Raw genomic sequence first — 22,202 nt, forward strand, 5'->3', positions numbered from 1 at the left:
AAAGTATCATACTATTGATTATGACGTTTACCCCTGCTATTTTTAAATCAATATTAGCAGGGGTTTTTTATGCTCTCAAAAAAACAAGAAAAATGGCTTAAAGAAGGCAGAGGTCAAGGTGAGCTCGCCGATTATAAGCCTTGGATAAAAATCTCTGACATATCTTCATCAGGTCGCTCTCATAGAGTTTTCGGTCATAAAACAAAACGAACTCATCATTTACTCTCAGATTTAGAACTAGCTACATTTTTATTTCTTGAATGGAGCCCCACAGTTCTTGATATTAGAGAGCAATTTCCTCTTAATTACGACGATACCCTTATAATTGCAGAAGAAAAGCAAGTTAAGCATCCGAGCGTTAGAGGCAATATACACATAATGACATCAGATTTCTATGTAGTCAGTTCAAATGAAAACTATAGCCAATTCGTATTACAAGCTAAATACTCAAAAGACTTAGATGATATTCGAACTATAGAAAAGCTGGAAATTGAACGTCATTACTGGCAATCCAAAGGTATAGCTTGGCAAATAATTACTGAAAAAGATATTCCTATGGTCATCCAAAATAATATTAAATGGCTATACCCAGAGTCGAATGGTGAAATTAATTTCAATATTGAAAAAAAGTTAGACTTCTATGTCAATCAGTTCAGTCAAGTGCCTTCAATGAGAATCATAGACCTATGTAAAAAGATTGATAGCGCTTATTTTGGTGAATTAGGAGCTTCTTTAAACGAGATTAGAAAGCTGTTAGCGCTTAGATTTTTTACCTTTGATATTCTTATAGATTTCAGACAATTAAAATGTAGTGATATTCATATCACTACTGTTAACGACTGGAGCCTAATAACTGAGGAGATTCGTTATGTTTCGAATCAATGATGTGTATAGCAATCAAGGGGAGAAATATAGAATATTAAGTCTTTTGTCTGAGCAGATCGTATGGATTGAGATAGATAAAGAATCTGCGTTACCTGAGTTAATATCTTTTAAAGACTTGACTAACCTTATTGAAGAAGACGTTTGCTATTTAGTTGACGACCCTTATCAAGATTTGATTTTGCAAAACCCTGAAGATGGTAGTACTGCTCAGTTAAAACGTGATAGCAACTACGAGCTTATAAAACCTATAGTCGGCCATGCTCTATATTATCTTCCAGCAGAGCGAGCAAACCCCATAAATGAAATTATTAAATCAAATAAAAGCACCAAGCAAACTTTATATCGTTTACTACGACGCTATTGGCAGAGAGGACAAACTCCTAATACATTACTACCAAGCTATAAAAATTCGGGTACAAAAGGTAAAAAACGTACTACAAAAAATATAAAACTGGGTAGACCAAGAATTTATAAAGAAGGCTCTGGTGCAATAATTAATAGTGAAATCGAGAGGTTATTCTCGATAACTATCAATAGATATTTGCTAAATGATAAACAATATACGATTCTCTATGCTTATCGACAATTTAACACCATATATCGATCTTTAAACCCTCATGCTAAAGAAGAAGAATTTCCTAGTATTTGGCAGTTCAAGTATTTTTATCATAGAGAATTCACTTCTGTTCAAAAACTTAAAGCCAGACATAACAAAATAAGTTATAACAAAGATATTAGACAGCTGAGCTCCACTGTCAACACTCAAGTGCTTGGACCTGGCTCACGCTATGAGATAGACGCTACAATCGCAGATATTTATTTGTTGTCTGACTCAGACAGACAGAGCATTGTAGGCCGCCCAGTGATTTATTTTGTTGCTGACGTATTCAGTCGCATGATTGCAGGTTTCTATATTGGCTTTGAAAACCCTTCATATGCCACTAGCATACAAGCTTTAAAAATGGCAGTTACTGATAAACACGATTATTGTGAGCAATACGGAATTAATATCACTGCAGTTGACTGGCCCTGTATAGGGCTACCTGACGCAATTCTCGCAGATCGTGGAGAACTACTCGGCCATCAAATTGAAACCTTCGAAAAGAGTTTTTCTGTTCGAATAGAAAATACGCCACCTTATCGTGGAGATCTAAAGCCTGTTGTTGAACGCTACTTCAAAACCATGCAAGCAAAGTTTAAACCGTTTGCGCCAGGCGTTGTCACAGGTGTAAAAGAAAAGAAGAAAGGAGGGAGAGACTATCGTTTAGATGCTAGTTTAACCATTACAGACTTCACTAAAATCATAATCAACTCGATTTTAATGCATAACAATACTCATCAATTAAGACATTATGATAGAGATAGTGATATGCCGTCAGACTTACCAACAGTTCCTATTCAATTATGGAATTGGGGGCTACAACATCGAACAGGTAAGTTACGCTCCGTGTCAGAGAAGTCTTTGCATATTGCATTATTACCTAGACGGAAAGGTACTCTGTCAGATTTGGGCATTAAGCTTTTTGGTAATTACTATGTTTGTGCAGAAATAAGAGAACAAGGTTGGCTGCACCGAAAAAACGCAGTGAATAGACCCAAATCGCTAATAGTTGCTTACGATGCCCTTGATGCAAATACAATCTATATTTTTTATGAGAAAGATAGCCTGAGGTATTGGGAAGCTCATTTATCTGATCGTTCAAGAGAATTTAAAGGCTGTAGCTTTTGGGAAGTCTGGCAAATACAGAAAGAGCAAAAAAATGTAGCGGCAAATCAAGAGCTCAAAAGTAGTTTAGCGTTAGAAACACTTGAACGAGAAAATGAGAGGATCATACAAGAAGCTATCAAGGCCAAACTAACAGCCTGTAAGACTAAGTCAGCTCAGTTAGCTAATATTACTGATAACAAGAGGTTGGCTAAAGATGAGGAACGTCAGGAAAGGCAAAGAAGTAAATTTAAAAAAGGACAGCTAATTCAACTGCCTACGGCGGCAAAAATCAACAATAACCAAACAGAGCTGGGTGATGAAGAGCTAGCGCTCAAGTTTCCAGTCTATCATGATGTTTTATCTGAAGATGATTGATTATAGAAGGTTGGAGGCAGTAATGATTAATGCAATTTACAAGGAGAGTTTTGGATCTTATAAAGGGAATCCATTTATTGAAGCATTGCCTAACGTTCTAGAACCAGCACAAGTAGCTAAAAGACTGAAGGGCAGCATAGAGTCTAATCATTCTGACTGTCAGGCTTCATCGTCTGTTCGAGCACATTTGATTTCTCAAATGATGGGGCTGTTTTTTCAGCCTATTAATCGTCATATTGATCTTGAGAAGAAATTATCAATTATGATTCGTGAAGGATATGTTGGACGTAATCCTAAAGACGGCTTTCTAAATACTCATCTGCAAAATGGCTATGAGCGTTTAATGTCTGGTGAGGACGATATGATTAGGTTTCCTACAGTGACTTCTACAGCTCGTAGTTTGACATTTATAGGTTGCTCACGTAGCGGTAAAACAACCACGCTTAATAAGATTTTATCGACCTACCCTCAAGTCATTTATCATTCATAATTGAACTTTACTCAAATTGTCTACCTAAGAGCAGATTGTCCGCATGATGGTTCACTTAAAAGCCTATGCCTTCACTTTTTTAGGGCAATTGATCAAGCGTTAGACTCTAATTACGAAAATAAATATGCGTTAAAACGACACGGTATCGAAACTTTGTTAAACCTGATGCGCCAAATTTCTAATCATCATGCTATTGGACTATTAGTAATAGATGAAATACAACATCTCAGTGTCAATAAATCTGGTGGTGCTGAAAAAGTGTTGAATTTTTTTGTGACACTAGTAAATACAGTAGGTCTTCCTGTAGTTATGGTTGGGACACCAAAAGCTAGGTTCATTTTTGAAGGAGATTTAAGATCAGCTCGTCGTGGAGCGGGTTTTGGCTCAGTTTTTTGGGAGCAGATGGCAAAACATATAAATCTGAATGGAACAGGTTTACAGACAACTTGTGGAAACATCAATGGCTGAAAAAAGCAGATGTCATATTGTCCGATGATGTAAGAGGTCGTTGGTATGATCTATCACAAGGCATTTTAGATATCGTAGTTAAGCTTTTTGTGCTAGCTCAGCTCAGGGCTATAGACTCAGGGTTAGAACGTATTACGGTTAAACTACTGCAAACTACTTACGATGAAGATTTAAGACCTATACACCCTATGATAGAAGCTTTACAGTCTGGTAGAGCAGATAAAATCGCTCAGTTCTCAGATCTGGTGATACCCGATATTGATAAAAAGTTATTACAGCTTCAAAGTAAGCTACATCAAAAAAATTTTGAATTCGATGAGGTATCAGAGTATCAGGGCTGCGAACTAAGCATTAGATTACATCGTATGTTAGTCGATATGGGGCAGGACTCCTCTCTACTAGTTCCTACGGTCAAACGAGCAGTTTCTGAGCTACCTGAAGCATCTATGGCTGATTTGATACCTATTATTTTAGAATGGTTGAAAGAGATTAAAGCTGAAGATAGCGCTTTATAAAGTGACTCTAAAGCAAGTAATCGTACCAAAAAATCAAAATCTGTAAAACAGACAGATTGGCATACTCTTGACTCTGAGGATTTACGCTATCAGTTCACTCAAAAGGAACAAGTCAATTCATTTTATGAACACTTAAAAGACTCTACATCGCTAATATTTGATATTAATGATTGGCTACCTAAGGTGAGTTGATATGATCAACCTCCCTATTCCGTATGACGAAGAGCTAATTTATAGCACAGTTGCTAGATATAAAATTAGAGCGGGAATAGTCAGCCCAAAGCAGTTATTAGATGATGTTTTTGAAGACAGAGGCATAGTTGCAACAATTGATTTACCGTGTCATTTATCTAAAATTACGAGTCATTACCCCCATAACCGTTTTACTCTAAATTATATTGCATATCAGCATACGCTTTTTCCTTTGTATGCTTCTTTTATACCTGAGTCTAGGCGACAAGAATGTTTGAGATGGATGGCTAATCATTCGCAAGGCTCTATTCACTTAGCAATAGGTAATAATGCATCAAGACTGCCCTCTGTAAAATATATCCGTTACTGTCCAAAATGCTTTGATGAGCAGTTTAAAGCCTATGGTGAATGGTATTGGTCACGTATATGGCAAATTTCAGGAATAACTTGTTGTAGGAAGCATGGAAAATTAGCGGATTCTTCAGTTGAATATCGCCCTAACTCCCGTCATGATTTTATTGCCCCTACTCCACATAACTGTGTTATAAAACAACAGGAAAGCATCAGTGAAGATGATAGGTTCCTCATCTCTAAAATAACTGAGCTTTTATCCTTAGCCAAACAACCTTCTCCAACTTTTGAGCAGTGGACCATTTTTTATCACGGTTTAGCTCGATCTCACGACTGTATAAAAGGTTCTAAACATATTGATCATCTTCGTATACTATAAAAGGTGAAAAATAGATGGTCATTAGAGTTTTTGGAAACGAACAATCTTCATAGACTTAACAGTGAAACAGGTTGGCTTCGCGGTATTTTTCGTAAACATCGCAAATCGTTCAGTTATCTTGAACATATTGTTGCTATTGAGTCTTTATTAGAGCAAGAATGGTCTTTTGAAGAAATAATGGTGCAGGTGAAAAGTCAGACAACTACATTGCCAAGAAAGATTACACAAGCGAAAAACAACGTAAAGCCTGGCAGTGAACTGACAGAAGCTAAGCGAAATCTTTGGATGGAACTGATTAAAGAAAACCAATCTATCAAAGGTGCTAGAAAAACCAATCAAGCTCTTTACGCATGGCTATATCGTAACGATAAGACATGGTTTATTAATACAAACAAAAACTACCATCAACGTCACATACCTAAAGGATTCACTGTAGATTGGCAAAGGCGAGATAGCGAGTTTGTGCGGTCTTTGATCAAAATAAATAATCACACATGTTTCGACTTAACATTACCTCGTAAATCAAAAAAGTGGTGGATGAATCAAACTGATTCAGTCTCAATGATTGAAAAAAATCAAGATAAGCTACCTTTAGTCTCAGCATTTTTGAACAGATATAGCGAAGACGTTAGTAACTATCAAATAAGACGGTTAAGCCATGTGTTGATTGGTAGTATATTGAACAATCAGACTCTACAGCGCTGGGAAATATTACGACTGGCTAAATTAAGTGATGAGCGCATTACTCCTGAGTCTAGTAGGTTTCCAGAGCAGGTGCACAGTATTGCAGATATGCGAATAAACAAGGTAAGTATATGATACCTAAAGGTTTTCCTGAAAAATCTAAAATAATATATGTTGCTAATATTTTCAAGTTTAAACATTTGAAGTCATGGAACCTTGAGCTGTGCATGACAAGCGCTAGGCAAATTCAGATATTACATACTAGGCTATCAAATCTACCAGCTCTCGCTAAAAGAAGAGTTATAAACCCTTCAGATGGGCAGTCTCGTAAAGGTGGCTATCCATTTAGTTTGAGTCATATTTCTACTTCTGATTGGCGAGTAGGTACTGATTCAGAAGGCGGTGGTAATACCTTTGTATTTGACAATATCAAATCAAATGAGTCAACGGTAACAGTTCGTATACCTCAAGTTGAGTTTGCACGAGTTTTATTTTTTCATAATGCCTATCTTGCTCGAAATTGTATTGATCAGGGATTACTCAGTCGAGAGTTTTGGATTCAAGACATACAGGATGATTCGGTATTAGTAAATGTTTTGCCTGTAAGCTCTTTACCTATAAAATCTTTTGAAAATGAAGGACAAAGACGCTTACTGGCTTGGTTGCTAATAGATAAGAACGCCCGTTTTTCTTATGAGAGTATTGCAAAAAATTTTATTGAAGAAGTTCAGGAAACTGAAAACAAGAAAACATGGCGCTTTGGATTTAGTCCGCCACGGCTTGACAATATCTCACTAGAGACCAGAGGTTGGATGGATAAGGACACTGGCAATTACTATATTTATGAGATTTTAGGCATTAGCAACATTTCTTCTTTTTTGCCTAAAATAGTGAGGTTTTATAGCGAGAAATTCAAAACTGGTATAAAAGGCAGCACTAAAAGTAGTAAAGCTAAGTCAGTCAGTTCAGCAGATAGCAACATTATTGATGATCAGAAAGATGCAGATATTGATACTAAATTAAAGACGTTAGATATTCCAACCACATCTTTTAGTTTTGCCAATGCAATAGAAACTCGAAAGGTCGTTAAAAAAAGGGTTCCAAGTACGGAAGGGCTAGAGTCTGAAGATTATGAGGAAATCTTAGAGCTTGATCTTAGTGCAGATGAAGCTACAATTGATGGTACTGCATGCCAATCTGATTTCTCAGGACTTGATGATGAAAGTGAGGTCTTAGAGCTTTGTATGCAGCGATTTGAAGCATTTAAGCTACTAATCAAAAAACTATCAGAGCAACATGATGTTGACTGCCATGAAGAATTGCACTTTTTACCAGCTATTGGTCGATCGAGGTTACATAGAACAATAGACGGTAATAAACGATCTTTACTTGAAGTAAGAATCGAAACTGGCACATCTCAGTTCGTCGTTTTAGAAATAGATACCACTGATAACTCTAAGCCAATATCGACCTTAATAATAAAAATTAATGATATAGATTATTGGAATGATCATATCGATGAACTGTTGAGCATAGTTATTAAAAGGTCACTACGTTGGCCTAAAACCAATCATTTAGAGAAATTTGGTACTGTCCAGACTCTGAGTCATCCTCAAGATATGCTTGAACTTACCGAAAGTAGTGACGATTTTATGCGATGGCAAAAGCGATTGGATAAGGCTTTAGGTTTAGCTAAATATTCCTAATCAAATAGCCGCCTCTTCTTAAATTAACAAGTTTACTTATTACTATGGATAATGGACATTTAATTTACCATTTCATGTCTGAATGTATCCAATCTGTTTTGATTAGTCCCATTATGATGGTCTACTATGAATAGTCAGTTAATTGATTAACAAACCTTTTTAAATGGTTCCCTTGGGATATAATTTAAAAAACAAAACCATTGAAACTTAATAGCTTTTAATACTTATATTTTACAGTTGACACTATATGTCTGACCGTTTGCCATGCTTACACTTATGACACCGTAATCTGCTTTAGTATGCCAATCATAGCTCATCTTAGGGTCAGTAGTATTAGTATAACGGGCGCCAGAACCTGAAACCGCTTGATTCAAGGTGAGCTTTTTATTGTTTATACCAATTTTAGGCAACGTCACATTTAGGTTAGCCACTTGACCGTTAGCTGAATAGGCAGCCATAACTTGACCATTATCCTGACAGGACATAGTAGTTTTTTGATCAGTGCTAGTCATAGGTGCGTTAGTAGCACAAGCCGCTAGTAGTAACACAACAGGAGTCGCAGCCATTAGTTTTTTCATAATAGTCCTTGTTGATAAAAATATTTAGTGAAAAAGAAAATGATAAAAAAATTCATGGTAGCGCAAACTAAAATTGTTAATGTTAAATTTTGCTGTAAATGGTTATATTTAAGCTATATTTAGCACTTCCCATTGCTTGTTGTCTTGATGAAAGTACCACGTCATTATTATAGGTGCGAGCAGGCTGAGCCAAATACCATAAGTAATCGATAGCCCTTGCGCTACTACGGTATAGCTCAGCAAAATAATAAAGGTGGCAAGAATGAGAGCCGTCATATTGTGACTTGATTTACGGCACATCAAGGCTCGAAGTAAGGTTAGGGTCACTAAAAAGCCAAATAGCATTATCATCAATAACCCCATAGCATAAGGCTGGGTGACTGTACGATTTAGAGTATCTGCCCAAGCATCGGTCACTAAATTAAGCGCGCTGCCTAACGCTGCAAGCGTAGCGAAAACAAAAAAGTGCCCATAGCCAAATAAGAATAAATCATAACGACGACGCTCATTGTCCAAAATAGTACCAAACGGGATCGTAAAATACAGCCACCATAAAGCAAAAACCAATGCCACAAGGCTTGAACCTAATAATATAACTGCGCTAGCAGCAGACTCGGAGTTGACTAAAAAGGTTCGAATACTGTTACTGACCCCTAGCACTCCTTCGCCTAAAACAATAATAGTCAACAGACCATAACGTTCAGCCATGTGATGAGGATGCCAATTGATGTTCTGTGCTGCACGCGCCCACATTGGCATCAGTAATTCAGCTGCTATAAATAAAAACAATGCAGGCGTTTGTATCGAAGCAGGTAGAAATAACCAAAGTATCCAAACACTTTGTAGCGTTAGTAAGCCAATAATACTGCGACCAGCTACCCGTTTGTGACCTTCTACTTGGCGATAGACACGCCACCACTGGCTACAGCTGGCCAATCGCATGATCGCGTAACCAGTGACTCCTATCCAAGTTAGCCCTTGCTCAAAAAACTGATTGATGTTGGCGGCAATCATTAATGAGCCAAACATTTGCAGTAATACTGAGAGACGATAGTACCAATCATCAGGATCGTAGCCGGAAGCAAACCATGTGAAGCTCGTCCAAGCATTCCATAAAATAAAAAAGGCTATTATAAAAGTTAAAAACCCTAAAAAGTCATGCTCAAGTAAGCGCTGGTAAAGGCCGCTTGCTGCTGCTGAAACGGCAATGACATAGACTAAATCAAATAATAGCTCAAGCGTTGTTGAGGGTCGATTTGGCTCGTTGGGATCGCGGGCACTTATCTTATTGAGAGCAGGTATCATGTTCATTTAAGCTTGTCCGTTAAGTGTTGAGCCGTAAATGCTTATCAAAACTTATCCCAATATGGATTGTCGCCAAAACGCTCAGCAATAAAGTTAATAAGATAGCGACAGCGCTGTGATAAAAAGCGATTCTTAGGATAGACCGCATAAGCGTTTAAAGTGGGCAATTGATATTGCTGCAGAATAGGCACCAGCTCACCGCTGATTAAGGCTTGATAAGTAATAAAAGTTGGCAGAAAAGCAATACCATGACCTTTGACTGCCATCTCCCGCAAAAAGTCCCCATTATTGGCTTTTATTTTACCGTTTACTGCTACTTGATGCTTCTTACCTTGCTCATCTATCATTTCTATCGTGCTAGATTTGCTCATACCATATTGTAAAAACTCATGTTCTGTCAGATCGTCAAAAGTCTTTGGCGTACCCATTTTCTCTAAATATTCGGGACTGGCGCATAACGCATAACGAATCAGTGCTAGACGTTTGGCTTGATAACTGGAATCTTGTAACTCTCTAATACGAATCGCTAACTCAAACCCTTCCTCAATCAAATCAGTATGCCGATCAGAAAAATCTAGCTCAAAATTTAACTCAGGATGCTGATTGGCGTATTCATCAATAACATCGTTCAAATGCATCAAACCAAAGGACAATGGTGCAGTCATCTTTAATGTCCCTTCGATACGCGTCGGAGTACCACTCGTCTCTTCATTCAGCGCATCCACTTCACTGAGTATATGGTTCACCTTTTGATAATACTGCTCACCAGCTTGGGTTAAGTTTGATTGACGCGTGGTTCGGCTAATCAGTTGACTGCCCAAGCGCGTCTCTAACTCCTTTAAACGCCGGCTTACCGCAGATTTTGCGATGTTTAGCTGCTCGGCAGCCTTGGTAATACTGCCTGCTTCGACAATACGCACAAACATTGCCATATCTTCTAATTGTCCCATGTGAACCACCTCTTAATTGTTCTTTAAATAAGAACTTATATTTGTGATTATTACGGTTTATCTAGTTATAAGCAACGAATACAATAGTACCGTCTCATAATCAAATAAAAGCTTAAAAAATATTCTATTACCGGAGAAAACCCATGGACAACCTGCAAGCGTTGAGCGCTCCAATTGGACGCCTGTTTTTATCAATGATTTTTATCTTTTCAGGTTTTACTAAAATTACCGGCTACGCTGCCACTCAAGGTTATATGAAGTCAATGGGGGTGCCTGGGATGTTACTACCTCTAGTTATTGCGGTTGAACTTTTTGGCGGTATCGCTATCTTACTCGGGTTTAAAGCCCGCCTTGTGGCAGTTTTAATGGCAGGTTTTAGTATCTTCTCAGCGCTGCTTTTCCATCAGTTTTGGATAGATGAATCACAGATGAATCCTTTCATGAAAAACATTGCAATGGCAGGTGGATTTTTGATGATTTTTGCTCATGGGGCAGGTGCTTATTCAATTGATAATAAACGGGTGTAGAGGCAATCGGAATGCTTCAAAAAGATGAGCTAAATAGCAGCGATCAGCTACAAAAACACAATCTATTACCCCCAAGCTTTTGGCAACGCTATCAAGCGCCTATACTATTAACGATAGTTGGTGGGGCGATTGATACTATTGGCTTTATCACTTTATTTGGCTTTTTTACCGCCCATGTCACGGGTAACTTAGTACTGGCTGGTAGTGGTTTGGTCAAAGGTGAAGATGGCTTATGGATCAAGCTAGCATCAGTGCCACTTTTTATAATAACGGTGGTTATTACCAAAATATACATTGATAAAAGCCGGAGGCAAACATTAGTACTCAGTCATTTATTTTTGGCAGAAGCGCTATTTTTGAGCGCCTTTATGATAGCAGGGTTGTCCTTTCAACCTTTCACGGAAGCAGGCGATATATCGGTCGCCATCACTGGTGGTTTGGGTTTAACGGCACTTGCTATTCGTAATACGGCTAGTAAAACAGTCATCAAACATATGAGTCCAACGGTGCTAATGACGGGCAATACGACCCAACTGGGTATTGGTCTGTCAGATTATATTGCCAATCGTAGCGCTGATAATGCTAAAAAATTAGGGCATAGCGCGGCATTGGTTATCAGCTTTGTGATTGGCGCGCTACTCGGCGCGGTGCTGTACGTGAATCTCAGTTATTGGGCAGTCAGTTTATTTATCATTCCTGTGCTGTACTTATCGCTACTAGCCCGTGATTCAGAGTTCTTACAGCATATTAGCTAATAAAAGTCCTACCGTTATTGAGTAATGCCATTAATCGTAAAAAGCCATGATGATTTATCATGGCTTTTTTTATTCATATTGTCTTAGGCTTTTGCACCATGAAACACCGAATTGGCTTGGTATTCTGGATGCTTATCAATATAGGATTTCACATAAGGACAAGTCGGTTTAACGCGTAAGTTTTTGGCAGCAGCATTATCCAAAATGGTTTTAACTAAGTAACCTGCAATACCACGACTACTGAGCGACTCAGGCACGAAGGTGTGCTTATATTCAATACCTTCTTCACCTGTCGATGTAGTAAAAAACTCATACTCTTCAAACGCAACCTGATCGTCAATATGAATCTCGAAGCGCTTTTGTTCTTTATTGTCGATAACTTCATGATTCATGGTATGTAGGTTTGACATGGTTTCCCTCTCTTTATCGTTAATATTTTTTGCACCTGTTTATTGTCACTAATGGGTGACGCGAATGATAGCGTGACTATTATATTACGTTAATTCTAAGCACTTATTGTTCTATAAATAAGAATAGTCATTTGCAATAAGCACTGTTTATCTATATATGGTCAACAATTATAATAGAACCATAGCTTAAACAAGCCAATTAAAAATAAAGGATAACTTATGAAAACGATCTATCATGCAGCAGATTCTCGTGGCGATGCTAACCATGGCTGGCTCAAAAGTAAGCATACTTTTAGCTTTGCCAATTATCATAATCCAGAGCGTATGGGTTTTGGCGCGCTACGAGTCATCAACGATGACTTTGTGATTGGCGGTCAAGGTTTCGGCAAGCACTCACACCGCGACATGGAAATTATCAGTATTCCTCTAAGTGGGAAGTTAGCTCATGGCGATAATATCGGTAACCAAGGCGTCATCGAGACTGGTGAGATTCAGGTCATGTCAGCGGGCACCGGTATTACTCATAGCGAGATGAATGGCGATGCCAATGAGCCTGTTAAGTTTCTACAAATTTGGGTGATTCCCAACAAAATGGGTGTGATGCCGCGTTATCAGCAAGTGCATATGGACGAGGACATGAAAGCTAATGAGTTCAACCAAGTGCTATCGCCAAACGCGGACGACGCTGGTGTTTGGATTCATCAAAACGCGTGGTTCCATATGGGTTATTTCGATAAAGACGTTACCCAAATTTATGATTTAAAAGATGTCAATAACGGTGTCTATGTCTTGGTACTAGAGGGTAAAGTGACTATCAACGGTAACGTGCTTGATACTCGTGACGGTCTTGGTATCTCAGACACTAAAAGCTTCACGATGAATGTAACCGAGAACGCAAGAGTACTACTAATGGAAGTACCTATGTACTAAGTAATAATGTATTAAACAGCAGTATCAATCCATACAAAAAAATAGCACTAAGTTATAAGCAAGCATTCAATAATCTATAACTATCTATAATAAGAGGTGAATGATGAGTATTCAAACCCTAGAGCCAAGGTTGGCTGATGTTGGCGGTATTCCGATAGCCCGTTTATTACCCAATAAGGGAAAACAACCTATCGGTGCGTGGTGCTTTTTAGATCACGCAGGCCCTGCCGAGTTTGGTGAGCAAGAACCAGGATTACAGGTAGGTCGTCATCCGCATACCAATCTGCAAACCTTTACTTGGATGCTAGAGGGCGAGGTATTGCACAAAGATAGCTTAGGTAATGAGCAAGTGATTACTAAAAACAAAGTCAATCTAATGACGGCTGGAACAGGGCTTACGCAAGGTATTAGTCATACTGAGCAGAGCGTATTTCCAGATAATGGTGGCTCAGATGAGGCGGCACACGCTCTACATGCAGTGCAATTATGGATTGCACTACCAACGGATCAGCAGATTGAACGCAGCTTTCATCATTATCCTGACTTGCCAACATGGACTGAAAATGACGTCAAATTGACTTTAACTACGGGTAGCTATACCAATACTGCCAGAGACACTTATACTGCTCCAACCCTGCAATATTCAAAGCTAGTTGGTATTGATGTTCATTTTATGCAGGATAGTGAGGTTACCCTCAATTTATTCGAAGGCTTTGAGCACGGTATATTAGTCGTCGTTGGTGAGGTTGAGTTTAAAGGCAAAACCTATCAGCAAGATGAGCTCATTCGCTTTGATGAGGCTGATATTACCGATAAGCGTAGTGTCCAAGTACGTGCAACACAAGGCACAAGGTTAATGTTTCTAGGCGGTGAGCCGTTGAACCAAAAAGTATTATTGTGGTGGAACTTCGTCGCGGACAATAAAGAAGATATTGAGCAATCTATTATTGATTGGAATAACGGTCACGAGCGTTTTGGTAATGTTGACTCTGATATGAAGCGTTTGATAGCACCTGAATTACCTCAAGGCTTTAAAGGTTGAAGGTTGATTACCATTTAACTTTATAACTTAGTTCTTAATCACTTAAACTCATAAATAATCACTGGAGAAAATAATGTCAAATCTAAAAGATTTACAACAATTGGCTGAAAAACGTCGTTCTATCTATGCACTAAGCGACCAATTACCAGTATCAAATGACGAAATCGTGAATTTGGTTGAGCATGCGATTTTGCATACACCATCAGCTTTTAACTCACAATCAACACGTATCGTCGTTTTATTTGGTGATGACCATAACAAGCTGTGGCAAATCACCGAAGATACCTTACGTGATATCGTTGATAATGAAGAGCAGTTCGCTGCTACCAAGCAAAAAATGGATGGCTTCAAAGCCGGCGCTGGTACTATTATGTTCTTTGAAGACCATAGTGTTGTAAGAAACATGCAAGCCGCTGCGCCTTTATATGCGGATAAATTCCCAATTTGGTCGGATCAAACCAATGCAATGCATCAGTACATTATCTGGACTGCCTTAGCCAGTATTGATGTCGGCGCTAATTTACAGCATTACAATCCAATTATCGATAAAAAAGTCGCTGAAGAATGGAATATCGATGAGCATTGGGAATTGAATGCGCAAATGGTATTTGGCGCGATTGAGCAGCCAGCAGGCGACAAAGCGTTTAAGCCAGTTGAAGAGCGTATGAAAGTATTTGGCTAATATTAGCTTTGAATACAATATAACCCATGAAGCTGCTATGAATATATCTGAGCGGTTTTATGGTTTTTTTTATAATTATAAACGGGAGTCATATAATGGAAGTTTTTGATGCACAAGCGCTGCAAAAAAAGTATGAGCGTTGGCACGAGCTAAATGAACAGATGCAAGATGCTCAGGAAAAATGGCTAGAAGCCAGTACATTATTATCTGAGCTTCAAACTTACTATCAGAGTGAGCAGTGGAGAAAAGATCATGAAAACAATGTGATGGTTGAGTGTGCAGATAATAGGTATTCTATTATCAGTGAAGACGCTCTGTGGAGTGCATTAACAGACCATCAAGAGCAGGCAATTCGCTGGATGAGGCTAGGACTAGATGTTATAGACCGTTGACTCTAAAACCTTATTTTTCAAAGCAATATATATTAACCGCCTCTTCTATACTGAAAATAGTTTAATAGGAATTAAAAACAAGAAACTTATGTTTTCTATGATTTTCTATCGCTTCAATATTGAGCGTTCTATTTAAGCGGTAATTAGACTCAAGCACATATAAGTAAGATTGATATTCGGAACACATCCCCAAAAAGTTCATTATTCCGATAAAAAACTGTTCCCATAAAAGACGTTATGACAAATGACTTTGGATAGGAAAAATCGGCTTTGACTGGTTACATTTAGGTATGCAGACAATGCCGGGGCAGTTTAGTTATCTTAAATTCAGTGCTCAAAGTAATTGCTGAAAGCTTAGATAAATTAGAAGAAAATGAAAGATTAAAAAAGATTAAAATTGATAGCGTTTGCTACCTTTTTTAAAAGTCAAAAGGAGTGCTCGAAAGGGTAGAAATCCTAGGACTGCTGAGCCAGTCGATATTCCTGAATGAGTACTTATCAAAGTTACCTTGAGTGAAGACTTAATAGAATCGATAAACTGAAACCTGATTTTAAATCCCTAGATCGCACTTTATATTTTATGGCGTTTTGCCATATATTTGCCCAATAAGGGTAAGCAAAATGCTGGTAATTGAAAAGCGCCCAGTAACGGTAAAAACACCGCACCCATAAAGGGTACTGTTATGGTGTAAGCCAGTAATACATTGCGTCCGCCACACACTAATGCAGCGACAATGGCATTTTCATAGCCAAAACGCCGATATATAAAATAAGCGGAAAAATAAAACACTAATGCCAATACCGAACTGAGCACTAGTAATAACAATGCTTGCCATGGATCATTGTCAAAGGTGGTACGAAATCCTGCCATCAGTCCCAATGGAAACAACATCAGCAGTAAAATATTAAACTGTCCAATCTTAGGATAATAACGTGACAAAATAGCAGGTGAAACAAACCGACGCACCGCCACAGCTAGCACCATTGGCATAACAATATAAATTAACAAACGTGTGATATAAGTACCAACATCTAAATGCGCATTTTCATCGCCTAATAGCCACAATACGCCTAATAATGTACAGGGCATAACGAGGGTCGCAGCGATAGTTTTTGCCGTCGCCAGTTGTGCATCAAACCCCACCGCATTGACCAATGCACCACTGCCAAACAATGGGGCAGTGGCACCAAGACCTGCAATAGCCAATAGCCAATCGCCACGTACACCGAGCGCATAAGCAATTAATATCAAAGCCAGACTCATACCCCCGCTTTGTAACAAAGCAAAAACCCACACATAGCTTGTCGCTATACGCTTTAACAACGCGTATTGATCGATACCCAGTAAAGTGAAAAACATTAAGAAGAACAGTATTTGGGGTAAATATACCAATACTGCATTGGATAAGTTTGGGAAAACAAAGCCTACAATGGCGCAAACTGGCATAATTAATGTGCTATGACGCGCAATAAAACGAAGAAGCATGACCTATCCTAATAAAAAACATTCATAAAAAAGCGGGTGTTACTCCCCTTTTTCACCATCCGTTATGCAAATAATCCCCACATGATACTCTTTTAGTATTTTAATTATCTAATAATGCCACTGTTACGGTTTACTACCTTTTGAATGCTGTACCGTTTTTCAGTAAAAAGACGCCGCATATTTCATGGTTTATATTGATGTTTGTAGTAAGCTTTTTACGCTCTCTAGATTTGCGACATTATCAATATCATTATTGGGCAGATGAATATCATAAAAAATATTTCTTTGATGCTGTATGCTGAACCACGCTGGGATTGTTTGAGATTCAACAACCTTATAGAGTATAAAAATGCCGAGGTGCTTCATACCTCTGCCACATCGATGCCTGTATAGCGCACCGATCATATACTGATAACTCATTGAGTAAATAAACCACTCTGAAAATGGGTTTAGAGACTGAATAGGAATCAGTCCTAAAACGGCAGCAGCTTGAGACGCTTTAGTAAATTTTTTATCTTGCATGAGGAACAGCATCTGTCTTGAGATAATAACACCGACGCCGTTACTCGTTTGTAGCAGATCTTGATCTTGCTTATTCTTGAACACGCAACATGGCATGCCTACCGTGTCCTTGATCCACAGGGTAAAGAAAGAACGTGAAGAGCGCGAAACCGATTGAGCAAGACTACTGCCGTCTCCCTACTATTATGCGGCGGTCATTGTCTTAAACGCAGGCCTAGGGGTAGGATACTAAGCTTGTCTGATCACCGATACCGATTGGTTGACCAATTCCATGGATCCGAACCCGGTTAAGAACGCAACGCTGGACGCGTCAGATCCAACACCGATGCGCGCCATCGTATCGGCATCTGCCATGCCGGTCGGATCAATGAGGTGCCAGCTTCCCGCGAGATAGACCTCGGCCACGGCATGAAAGTCCTGTGGCGTCACATCGGGCGCATAAACGCTCGCGAACCTAGCCGGTATCGACGACGCTCGCGCTAGTGTCACGAGAACATGCGCAAAGTCGCGGCAGACGCCCTGACGTTGAACAAAGGTGTCAAGCGCGGTAGTTTGTGCGTGGCTCGAGCCGGGCACATAGCTAAACGCCGACTCGATCCAATCGCGCATCGCGGCAATCCGTGCGCCACCAGCGAGATCACCAAACTCGGCGTCCACGAAGGCTTGGAACTGGTCTGACGGACAATAGCGAGACGGCATCAAATGCTGGATCGTCTCTCCGGGCAAAAGGTGGGGAGGCGTTTGAGGCAGTGCCGATATGTCCAAGGCAGGACGGTCAACGGCTATTTCTGCGATATAAGTGCAGCTAAAATCCCCTTCGGCACGCATCCAAATCCGCTCTCCTATGCCATCATCGGCGGCGACCCGTGAAAAATGCGCAACGTCTGATGTCCAAATCTCGGACGAACGCACTCGCTGATCCCCAAGATCGGCGGCTTCAATCTGAAGCAACAGGTCCATCGGCGCGGAGAGTCGATAATGAAGTTTGACGTTAAGTTTCAGGATCATGTTCGAACTTCCTAAGGGTGTTGATTTGGCGGGCTGACGATCGGTGCGAGGCGGTACCTAAGCCGCGCAGGTCTATCGAAACCGGGATATTTTGCAATGAACCGCCCCGACTACATCAGAGACTGGTTTACTTGCGTCAGGCATCAATGCCTGACAGGGTTAAATTATCATAATACTGCTTTTCAAACTTAAAAGGTGACACATAACCAATCGTACTATGCAGTCGTGTTTTATTAAACCTAAGATGCGTTAAAAATCGATTAATTATCGATTTAGCTTCGCAAGACGAGAGCTGTGCTCGCAGTGCCACCCATTCAAGGGTCTGCAGTTCAACATCATTCACCCCATGCCAATGCTATTTTAGGTACTCAATCACTTCAGACTTATAAAGTCTATTAACGGTTTCAGCCAAGGCATTATCCTATGAATCGCCTGTTGTGCAAAGAGAAGCAATCATGACGCAATCAGCCATACTAGAAGTATAGCGCGTGGATAGATAAGATACTGAACGCCGCGATCGCTATGATGAATGACATCTTTGAGCTTGTTGCTGTCTGCTAGCGCTTAATTTAACGCTGCCATTATTTCCATAACAGACGTTATGACAAATGACCATATTTAATGTAAAAAGAGCAGGAATCTACCGGATTCACTGCTCTTTTTTATATTATAAAATTGATATTATATTATTAAGTTGTCTCTTCAAAAATAGTGCCTTTTTTGAATGTAGAACCTTTAAACATTGTTTTGGTAATAACCGGATAAGCAATACCGGCAACGATTAATCCGATTAGCCAAGCAAGGTCAACGAATACAAAGGCTGCCGCTGTTCCAATACCAAGTGCCAGTAGAGCGGCATAGTTCAGACCCTCAAAGTCTCCCTCTTTTTTATATAATTCTTTGATATCGATATGCTGTTTTCTCATAAAATAGAAGTCAACAAGCAGAATGGCAATTAACGGTCCAAGAAAAGCTGAGTAGACATGAACAAAAGTATCCAGTCCTTTTGCATTATCATCCTGTACTAAAAGCCATGGAAACGATCCCATTGCCAGCACTCCGGTAATGGTCACTGAAGCTTTGTAGTTCAGCTTTGTAAATAGTTGAACGACGTAAGCGGGCGTAACAATGTTTGCGACCAAGTTGACTGCAATCGCGCCAAACACAATGAATACAGAGATAAATAACTGCATATAAACGCTATCGAATAATGCTGGTAGTCCTAGCGCTGGATTGGTATAACCTGTCGCACTTGCAAGCATAGCGCCTACAACGATTACCGAACCATAAGCGATGATAATCGGTACAAAGTAAAGAAGTCCTCTTTTTCTATCTGTGTAGCCTGTTTTTAACTCACGTGAATAGTCTGCTGCACTTAAAAATATAGCCGCATAGTTACCAAGAAATACCATAACATAGGCAAAGAACTCAATTCCCCATGTACCTTCGGCGTTAATCCAGGACGTTGAAATGGCGGCACTGTGGTCTTTAATAAGGATGATAAATACCGTAATGACGATGCCCATCAGTACGATAGATGCCACCGACTCAACCACTTTAATGCTCTTAAAGCCTTTCATTGACAACAATATTTGCGCAACTATAAGAATGATAAAGCCGACAAATACATTATCAAAAGCGCCACTCGACAATATTTTGAACACTTCATTTAATGCGGTACCGCCGATCCAGCTCTGAACACCATACCAAATCACAGCAGGCACTGCACGGAGCAGGGAAGAGAGCAGCGTTCCTTTTTTACCAAACGATGCTTTCAGGTGAGCGACGTAGGGAATACCGTATTTATAGCCTGCTCTGTCGTTTAATGCAAAAAAGGTGGACACAATGCCGATGGCAATTAATGCAGCTGCGATAGTCTGCCAAATATTTAATATTGCCATACCAGCAACGATAACACTCGCACCGAGTGTCATATTACCCATGTTAACACCGTCTCCGACCCACAAGGACATATAGCCAAGCGCACCTAACGTTCTGTCTTCTGGGCCATTTGGCTTAAGGCTTTCGTCGCCTGTCGTTTCAACAGCTATCGTTTTTACTTCTGCTGTCGCTGCGCCACCTTTTGTGTACTCCATTACGCTCTCCTTCCTTGGAAAATTTTTTAGTAAGTTATAAGTTTATTGATCTTAAATTGGCAGCGCATAGGCTCCAATTTTACTGGTTTTTAATCCGCAGCTTACTAATGCTTCGACCATGCGCGTTGCCACAGTGACCCCATCAATAACAGGTATGCCCGTCTCTTCTGTCAGCCACTCTGTTAGGTCAGCCATACCGGCACAGCCTAAAACGATAGCCTCACAATTATCTTCTTGAATCGCCCGCAAAATCTCGTCGCGGACTTTTTCACGAGCGCCTGAACCAGCTTCTTCGAGTGCCAGTACGGGTATTGCAGCAAAGCGTACTCGTCTACACCGATGTGACAAACCGTAACCATGAATAAGCTCTTCAATTACAGGTACAGAACGCGGCAACGTCGTCACAACACTAAAAGAGGTTGAGATCATACTTGCGGCTTTGACTGCCGCTTCACAAATCCCAAGAACGGGACCTGAAAACACCTCACGACAAGCACCAATGCCGGGATCATCAAAACAGGCGACGACGACGCCATCCACGCCTTCCGCTTCCGCTTGTTTCAAGCGCGCCAGTAACCCTGGAACAGACATGGCTTCATCATAATGTCCTTGGATGGAAGCGGGCGCATTGGTTCCAGACGCGCCAATAATGGTAGTGCCAGCACTTGCCTTTTGACGAGCGCTTGCTACGATCTTATCAGTCATAGATGCTGTTGAATTGGGGTTTATCACTAGAATATTCATAGAGCGCCACCATCAATTATTTAGTTAATAATAGAAAAGGATTGTTAACAATTTATGTTAACAATCATTGTTAACTAAATTTGTTAACAAAACAATAGATATTTTTATTATTTGTTGTGAAGATTAAGTAAGCGCACTATAATCGCCACCATGATGAAACTGAAAATAAAAAAGATAGATACTGACGCTGATGAAGTGCCAGAGCAGATGATTATTAATTCAATCACCGCTGCGGTATCAGAGCAGCGGCTGCCTGCTGGCACAAAGTTAGTAGAAACAACGTTAAGTGAGCTATTTAACTGTAATAGAGCCAATGTTAGACGGGCGCTTTCGACGCTTGCTACTATGCATGTGGTACAGCTACAACCTAACCGTGGTGCTTTTATTTCAACACCTTCGCCGAAAGAAGCAAGCGATGTGTTTGAAGCGCGCCGTACCATTGAGCGAATCATAGCCTGCAATGTTATTAAGAATGCTTGCGCACAAGACATCGTTGATATGCGAGCAACCATAGCTGCAGAAGCCAAAGCACGCGCGCAAGGTGATAAACCCGCTGAATTACGCTTATCACGTAAGTTTCATATGGATTTAGCGGCTATTGCTAATAATCAAGTCTTAGAGAAATTTTTGAGCGAGCTGACGCTGCGTACCACATTAATTATTGGTTTATATAACAAGCTCGGCTCGTCGAATTGTGCCGAAGATGAGCATTCGCGTATTGTGCAAGCGATTGAGGCGAGAGATGAAGGACAGCTCATGTTGTTGATTGATCAGCATTTGAAACATCTGGAATCGAGTCTTGACTTCGAGCGCTCTATTGAACCTCTTGCGACTTTAGCAGAACAATTGAACGCTTGATGCTTGGTCAAACTGTGCATCACTAAACCACCCTGATATTATTAGGAACGTCACATCCTAGTAAAAAGAAAAACCACACTTTTTAGACTAAAAAGTGTGGTTTTTCTTGCTTATGGAAGCTCTAAGCATCCATACCTCCATATAAAATTAGCAGAATATCTAAA

Annotated in this window: 22 protein-coding genes and 2 pseudogenes; 14 read left to right on the forward strand and 10 right to left on the reverse strand. The window is 39.9% G+C overall.

Annotated elements, in window-relative coordinates; all coding sequences use genetic code 11:
- Window positions 1–69 precede the first annotated feature (69 nt).
- The 6 genes and pseudogenes from AAEY78_RS08175 (at window position 70) to AAEY78_RS08200 (ending at window position 7,753) form a co-directional block, all read left to right on the forward strand.
- Window positions 70–885 carry a TnsA endonuclease N-terminal domain-containing protein gene (locus AAEY78_RS08175; RefSeq protein WP_352338853.1) on the forward strand — a complete coding sequence of 272 codons (816 nt, stop codon included), beginning with the start codon at window positions 70–72 and terminating at the stop codon, window positions 883–885.
- Entirely contained in the window at window positions 869–2,968 is a 2,100-nt protein-coding gene (locus AAEY78_RS08180) for a TnsB C-terminal domain-containing protein (RefSeq protein ID WP_352338855.1), read from the forward strand. The genes AAEY78_RS08175 and AAEY78_RS08180 overlap by 17 nt, the downstream gene beginning before the upstream one ends.
- Before the next feature lie 22 nt (window positions 2,969–2,990).
- Window positions 2,991–4,633 (forward strand): annotated as a pseudogene (locus tag AAEY78_RS08185) (AAA family ATPase).
- Between the two features lies 1 nt (window position 4,634).
- Window positions 4,635–5,363, forward strand: coding sequence for a TniQ family protein (locus tag AAEY78_RS08190; RefSeq protein ID WP_352338857.1), 729 nt, complete (start codon window positions 4,635–4,637; stop codon window positions 5,361–5,363).
- 30 nt (window positions 5,364–5,393) lie between these two features.
- Complete coding sequence (locus tag AAEY78_RS08195) at window positions 5,394–6,182, forward strand: TnsD family Tn7-like transposition protein (RefSeq protein ID WP_352338859.1); 789 nt, start codon at window positions 5,394–5,396, stop codon at window positions 6,180–6,182.
- On the forward strand, window positions 6,179–7,753 hold the full coding sequence (locus tag AAEY78_RS08200) for a Tn7-like element transposition protein TnsE (RefSeq protein ID WP_352338861.1): 1,575 nt from the start codon (window positions 6,179–6,181) through the stop codon (window positions 7,751–7,753). The genes AAEY78_RS08195 and AAEY78_RS08200 overlap by 4 nt, the downstream gene beginning before the upstream one ends.
- 224 nt (window positions 7,754–7,977) lie before the next feature.
- On the opposite strand, the gene AAEY78_RS08205 is transcribed toward AAEY78_RS08200, so the two are convergent.
- From AAEY78_RS08205 to AAEY78_RS08215, 3 genes are all read right to left on the reverse strand, one after another.
- Window positions 7,978–8,331 (reverse strand): MliC family protein, encoded by a 354-nt coding sequence (locus tag AAEY78_RS08205; protein WP_352338863.1) that lies wholly within the window; start codon window positions 8,329–8,331, stop codon window positions 7,978–7,980.
- Window positions 8,332–8,439: 108 nt separating this feature from the next.
- Window positions 8,440–9,642, reverse strand: a complete 1,203-nt coding sequence (locus AAEY78_RS08210) for a low temperature requirement protein A (RefSeq protein ID WP_352338865.1) — start codon at window positions 9,640–9,642, stop codon at window positions 8,440–8,442.
- A 38-nt stretch (window positions 9,643–9,680) separates the two neighbouring features.
- Complete coding sequence (locus tag AAEY78_RS08215; RefSeq protein ID WP_352338866.1) at window positions 9,681–10,586, reverse strand: LysR family transcriptional regulator; 906 nt, start codon at window positions 10,584–10,586, stop codon at window positions 9,681–9,683.
- Between the two features lie 143 nt (window positions 10,587–10,729).
- Here AAEY78_RS08215 and AAEY78_RS08220 point away from each other — a divergent pair, with 143 nt between their 5' ends.
- Entirely contained in the window at window positions 10,730–11,113 is a 384-nt protein-coding gene (locus AAEY78_RS08220; RefSeq protein ID WP_352338867.1) for a DoxX family protein, read from the forward strand.
- 11 nt (window positions 11,114–11,124) lie between these two features.
- Entirely contained in the window at window positions 11,125–11,868 is a 744-nt protein-coding gene (locus AAEY78_RS08225; RefSeq protein ID WP_352338868.1) for a YoaK family protein, read from the forward strand.
- Window positions 11,869–11,951: 83 nt separating this feature from the next.
- Here AAEY78_RS08225 and AAEY78_RS08230 read toward each other — a convergent pair whose 3' ends face one another.
- Window positions 11,952–12,278, reverse strand: a complete 327-nt coding sequence (locus AAEY78_RS08230) for a GNAT family N-acetyltransferase (RefSeq protein ID WP_352338869.1) — start codon at window positions 12,276–12,278, stop codon at window positions 11,952–11,954.
- 219 nt (window positions 12,279–12,497) lie between these two features.
- On the opposite strand from AAEY78_RS08230, the gene AAEY78_RS08235 reads away from it, so the two are divergent.
- The 5 genes from AAEY78_RS08235 (at window position 12,498) to AAEY78_RS08255 (ending at window position 15,815) form a co-directional block, all read left to right on the forward strand.
- A complete protein-coding gene (locus AAEY78_RS08235) occupies window positions 12,498–13,208 on the forward strand; it encodes a pirin family protein (protein WP_352338870.1) in 711 nt (236 codons plus the stop codon).
- 103 nt (window positions 13,209–13,311) lie between these two features.
- Window positions 13,312–14,250, forward strand: a complete 939-nt coding sequence (locus tag AAEY78_RS08240; RefSeq protein WP_352338871.1) for a pirin family protein — start codon at window positions 13,312–13,314, stop codon at window positions 14,248–14,250.
- A gap of 73 nt (window positions 14,251–14,323) precedes the next feature.
- Window positions 14,324–14,932: a nitroreductase family protein gene (locus AAEY78_RS08245; protein ID WP_352338872.1), complete on the forward strand. Its 609-nt coding sequence runs from the start codon at window positions 14,324–14,326 to the stop codon at window positions 14,930–14,932.
- A gap of 95 nt (window positions 14,933–15,027) precedes the next feature.
- Window positions 15,028–15,324, forward strand: a complete 297-nt coding sequence (locus tag AAEY78_RS08250; RefSeq protein WP_352338873.1) for a DUF4298 domain-containing protein — start codon at window positions 15,028–15,030, stop codon at window positions 15,322–15,324.
- 407 nt (window positions 15,325–15,731) lie between these two features.
- Window positions 15,732–15,815 (forward strand): HU family DNA-binding protein, encoded by an 84-nt coding sequence (locus AAEY78_RS08255; RefSeq protein WP_352338905.1) that lies wholly within the window; start codon window positions 15,732–15,734, stop codon window positions 15,813–15,815.
- 80 nt (window positions 15,816–15,895) lie between these two features.
- Here AAEY78_RS08255 and AAEY78_RS08260 read toward each other — a convergent pair whose 3' ends face one another.
- From AAEY78_RS08260 to AAEY78_RS08285, 6 genes and pseudogenes are all read right to left on the reverse strand, one after another.
- Window positions 15,896–16,810 carry a lantibiotic ABC transporter permease gene (locus tag AAEY78_RS08260; RefSeq protein ID WP_352338874.1) on the reverse strand — a complete coding sequence of 305 codons (915 nt, stop codon included), beginning with the start codon at window positions 16,808–16,810 and terminating at the stop codon, window positions 15,896–15,898.
- 189 nt (window positions 16,811–16,999) lie between these two features.
- On the reverse strand, window positions 17,000–17,332 hold the full coding sequence (locus AAEY78_RS08265) for a hypothetical protein (RefSeq protein WP_352338875.1): 333 nt from the start codon (window positions 17,330–17,332) through the stop codon (window positions 17,000–17,002).
- Between the two features lie 228 nt (window positions 17,333–17,560).
- On the reverse strand, window positions 17,561–18,340 hold the full coding sequence (locus AAEY78_RS08270; RefSeq protein WP_352338876.1) for a transglutaminase-like domain-containing protein: 780 nt from the start codon (window positions 18,338–18,340) through the stop codon (window positions 17,561–17,563).
- Between the two features lie 136 nt (window positions 18,341–18,476).
- A pseudogene (locus AAEY78_RS08275) lies at window positions 18,477–18,904 on the reverse strand (transposase domain-containing protein); the annotation flags it as partial.
- Window positions 18,905–19,029: 125 nt separating this feature from the next.
- On the reverse strand, window positions 19,030–20,436 hold the full coding sequence (locus tag AAEY78_RS08280; RefSeq protein WP_352338877.1) for an NCS1 family transporter: 1,407 nt from the start codon (window positions 20,434–20,436) through the stop codon (window positions 19,030–19,032).
- A 51-nt stretch (window positions 20,437–20,487) separates the two neighbouring features.
- A complete protein-coding gene (locus tag AAEY78_RS08285; protein ID WP_352338878.1) occupies window positions 20,488–21,180 on the reverse strand; it encodes an aspartate/glutamate racemase family protein in 693 nt (230 codons plus the stop codon).
- A 153-nt stretch (window positions 21,181–21,333) separates the two neighbouring features.
- Here AAEY78_RS08285 and AAEY78_RS08290 point away from each other — a divergent pair, with 153 nt between their 5' ends.
- Window positions 21,334–22,038, forward strand: a complete 705-nt coding sequence (locus AAEY78_RS08290) for a GntR family transcriptional regulator (protein WP_352338879.1) — start codon at window positions 21,334–21,336, stop codon at window positions 22,036–22,038.
- The last annotated feature ends 164 nt before the right edge of the window (window positions 22,039–22,202 follow it).

Origin of the sequence: Psychrobacter sp. 16-MNA-CIBAN-0192 (assembly GCF_040309565.1) — a bacterium.
In the GTDB taxonomy this organism is placed as follows: domain Bacteria; phylum Pseudomonadota; class Gammaproteobacteria; order Pseudomonadales; family Moraxellaceae; genus Psychrobacter.

What these genes read in the sequence shown, in the direction of transcription:
- AAEY78_RS08240 (WP_352338871.1), top strand. Translation starts at nt 13,312, where the DNA reads ATGAGTATTCAAACCCTAGAGCCAAGGTTGGCTGATGTTGGCGGTATT.
- AAEY78_RS08270 (WP_352338876.1), bottom strand. Translation starts at nt 18,340, where the DNA reads ATGATCCTGAAACTTAACGTCAAACTTCATTATCGACTCTCCGCGCCG.
- AAEY78_RS08260 (WP_352338874.1), bottom strand. Translation starts at nt 16,810, where the DNA reads ATGCTTCTTCGTTTTATTGCGCGTCATAGCACATTAATTATGCCAGTT.
- AAEY78_RS08290 (WP_352338879.1), top strand. Translation starts at nt 21,334, where the DNA reads ATGAAACTGAAAATAAAAAAGATAGATACTGACGCTGATGAAGTGCCA.
- AAEY78_RS08200 (WP_352338861.1), top strand. Translation starts at nt 6,179, where the DNA reads ATGATACCTAAAGGTTTTCCTGAAAAATCTAAAATAATATATGTTGCT.
- AAEY78_RS08205 (WP_352338863.1), bottom strand. Translation starts at nt 8,331, where the DNA reads ATGAAAAAACTAATGGCTGCGACTCCTGTTGTGTTACTACTAGCGGCT.
- AAEY78_RS08215 (WP_352338866.1), bottom strand. Translation starts at nt 10,586, where the DNA reads ATGGGACAATTAGAAGATATGGCAATGTTTGTGCGTATTGTCGAAGCA.
- AAEY78_RS08280 (WP_352338877.1), bottom strand. Translation starts at nt 20,436, where the DNA reads ATGGAGTACACAAAAGGTGGCGCAGCGACAGCAGAAGTAAAAACGATA.
- AAEY78_RS08230 (WP_352338869.1), bottom strand. Translation starts at nt 12,278, where the DNA reads ATGTCAAACCTACATACCATGAATCATGAAGTTATCGACAATAAAGAA.
- AAEY78_RS08180 (WP_352338855.1), top strand. Translation starts at nt 869, where the DNA reads ATGTTTCGAATCAATGATGTGTATAGCAATCAAGGGGAGAAATATAGA.
- AAEY78_RS08250 (WP_352338873.1), top strand. Translation starts at nt 15,028, where the DNA reads ATGGAAGTTTTTGATGCACAAGCGCTGCAAAAAAAGTATGAGCGTTGG.
- AAEY78_RS08225 (WP_352338868.1), top strand. Translation starts at nt 11,125, where the DNA reads ATGCTTCAAAAAGATGAGCTAAATAGCAGCGATCAGCTACAAAAACAC.
- AAEY78_RS08235 (WP_352338870.1), top strand. Translation starts at nt 12,498, where the DNA reads ATGAAAACGATCTATCATGCAGCAGATTCTCGTGGCGATGCTAACCAT.
- AAEY78_RS08175 (WP_352338853.1), top strand. Translation starts at nt 70, where the DNA reads ATGCTCTCAAAAAAACAAGAAAAATGGCTTAAAGAAGGCAGAGGTCAA.
- AAEY78_RS08220 (WP_352338867.1), top strand. Translation starts at nt 10,730, where the DNA reads ATGGACAACCTGCAAGCGTTGAGCGCTCCAATTGGACGCCTGTTTTTA.
- AAEY78_RS08245 (WP_352338872.1), top strand. Translation starts at nt 14,324, where the DNA reads ATGTCAAATCTAAAAGATTTACAACAATTGGCTGAAAAACGTCGTTCT.
- AAEY78_RS08190 (WP_352338857.1), top strand. Translation starts at nt 4,635, where the DNA reads ATGATCAACCTCCCTATTCCGTATGACGAAGAGCTAATTTATAGCACA.
- AAEY78_RS08265 (WP_352338875.1), bottom strand. Translation starts at nt 17,332, where the DNA reads ATGCAAGATAAAAAATTTACTAAAGCGTCTCAAGCTGCTGCCGTTTTA.
- AAEY78_RS08210 (WP_352338865.1), bottom strand. Translation starts at nt 9,642, where the DNA reads ATGAACATGATACCTGCTCTCAATAAGATAAGTGCCCGCGATCCCAAC.
- AAEY78_RS08285 (WP_352338878.1), bottom strand. Translation starts at nt 21,180, where the DNA reads ATGAATATTCTAGTGATAAACCCCAATTCAACAGCATCTATGACTGAT.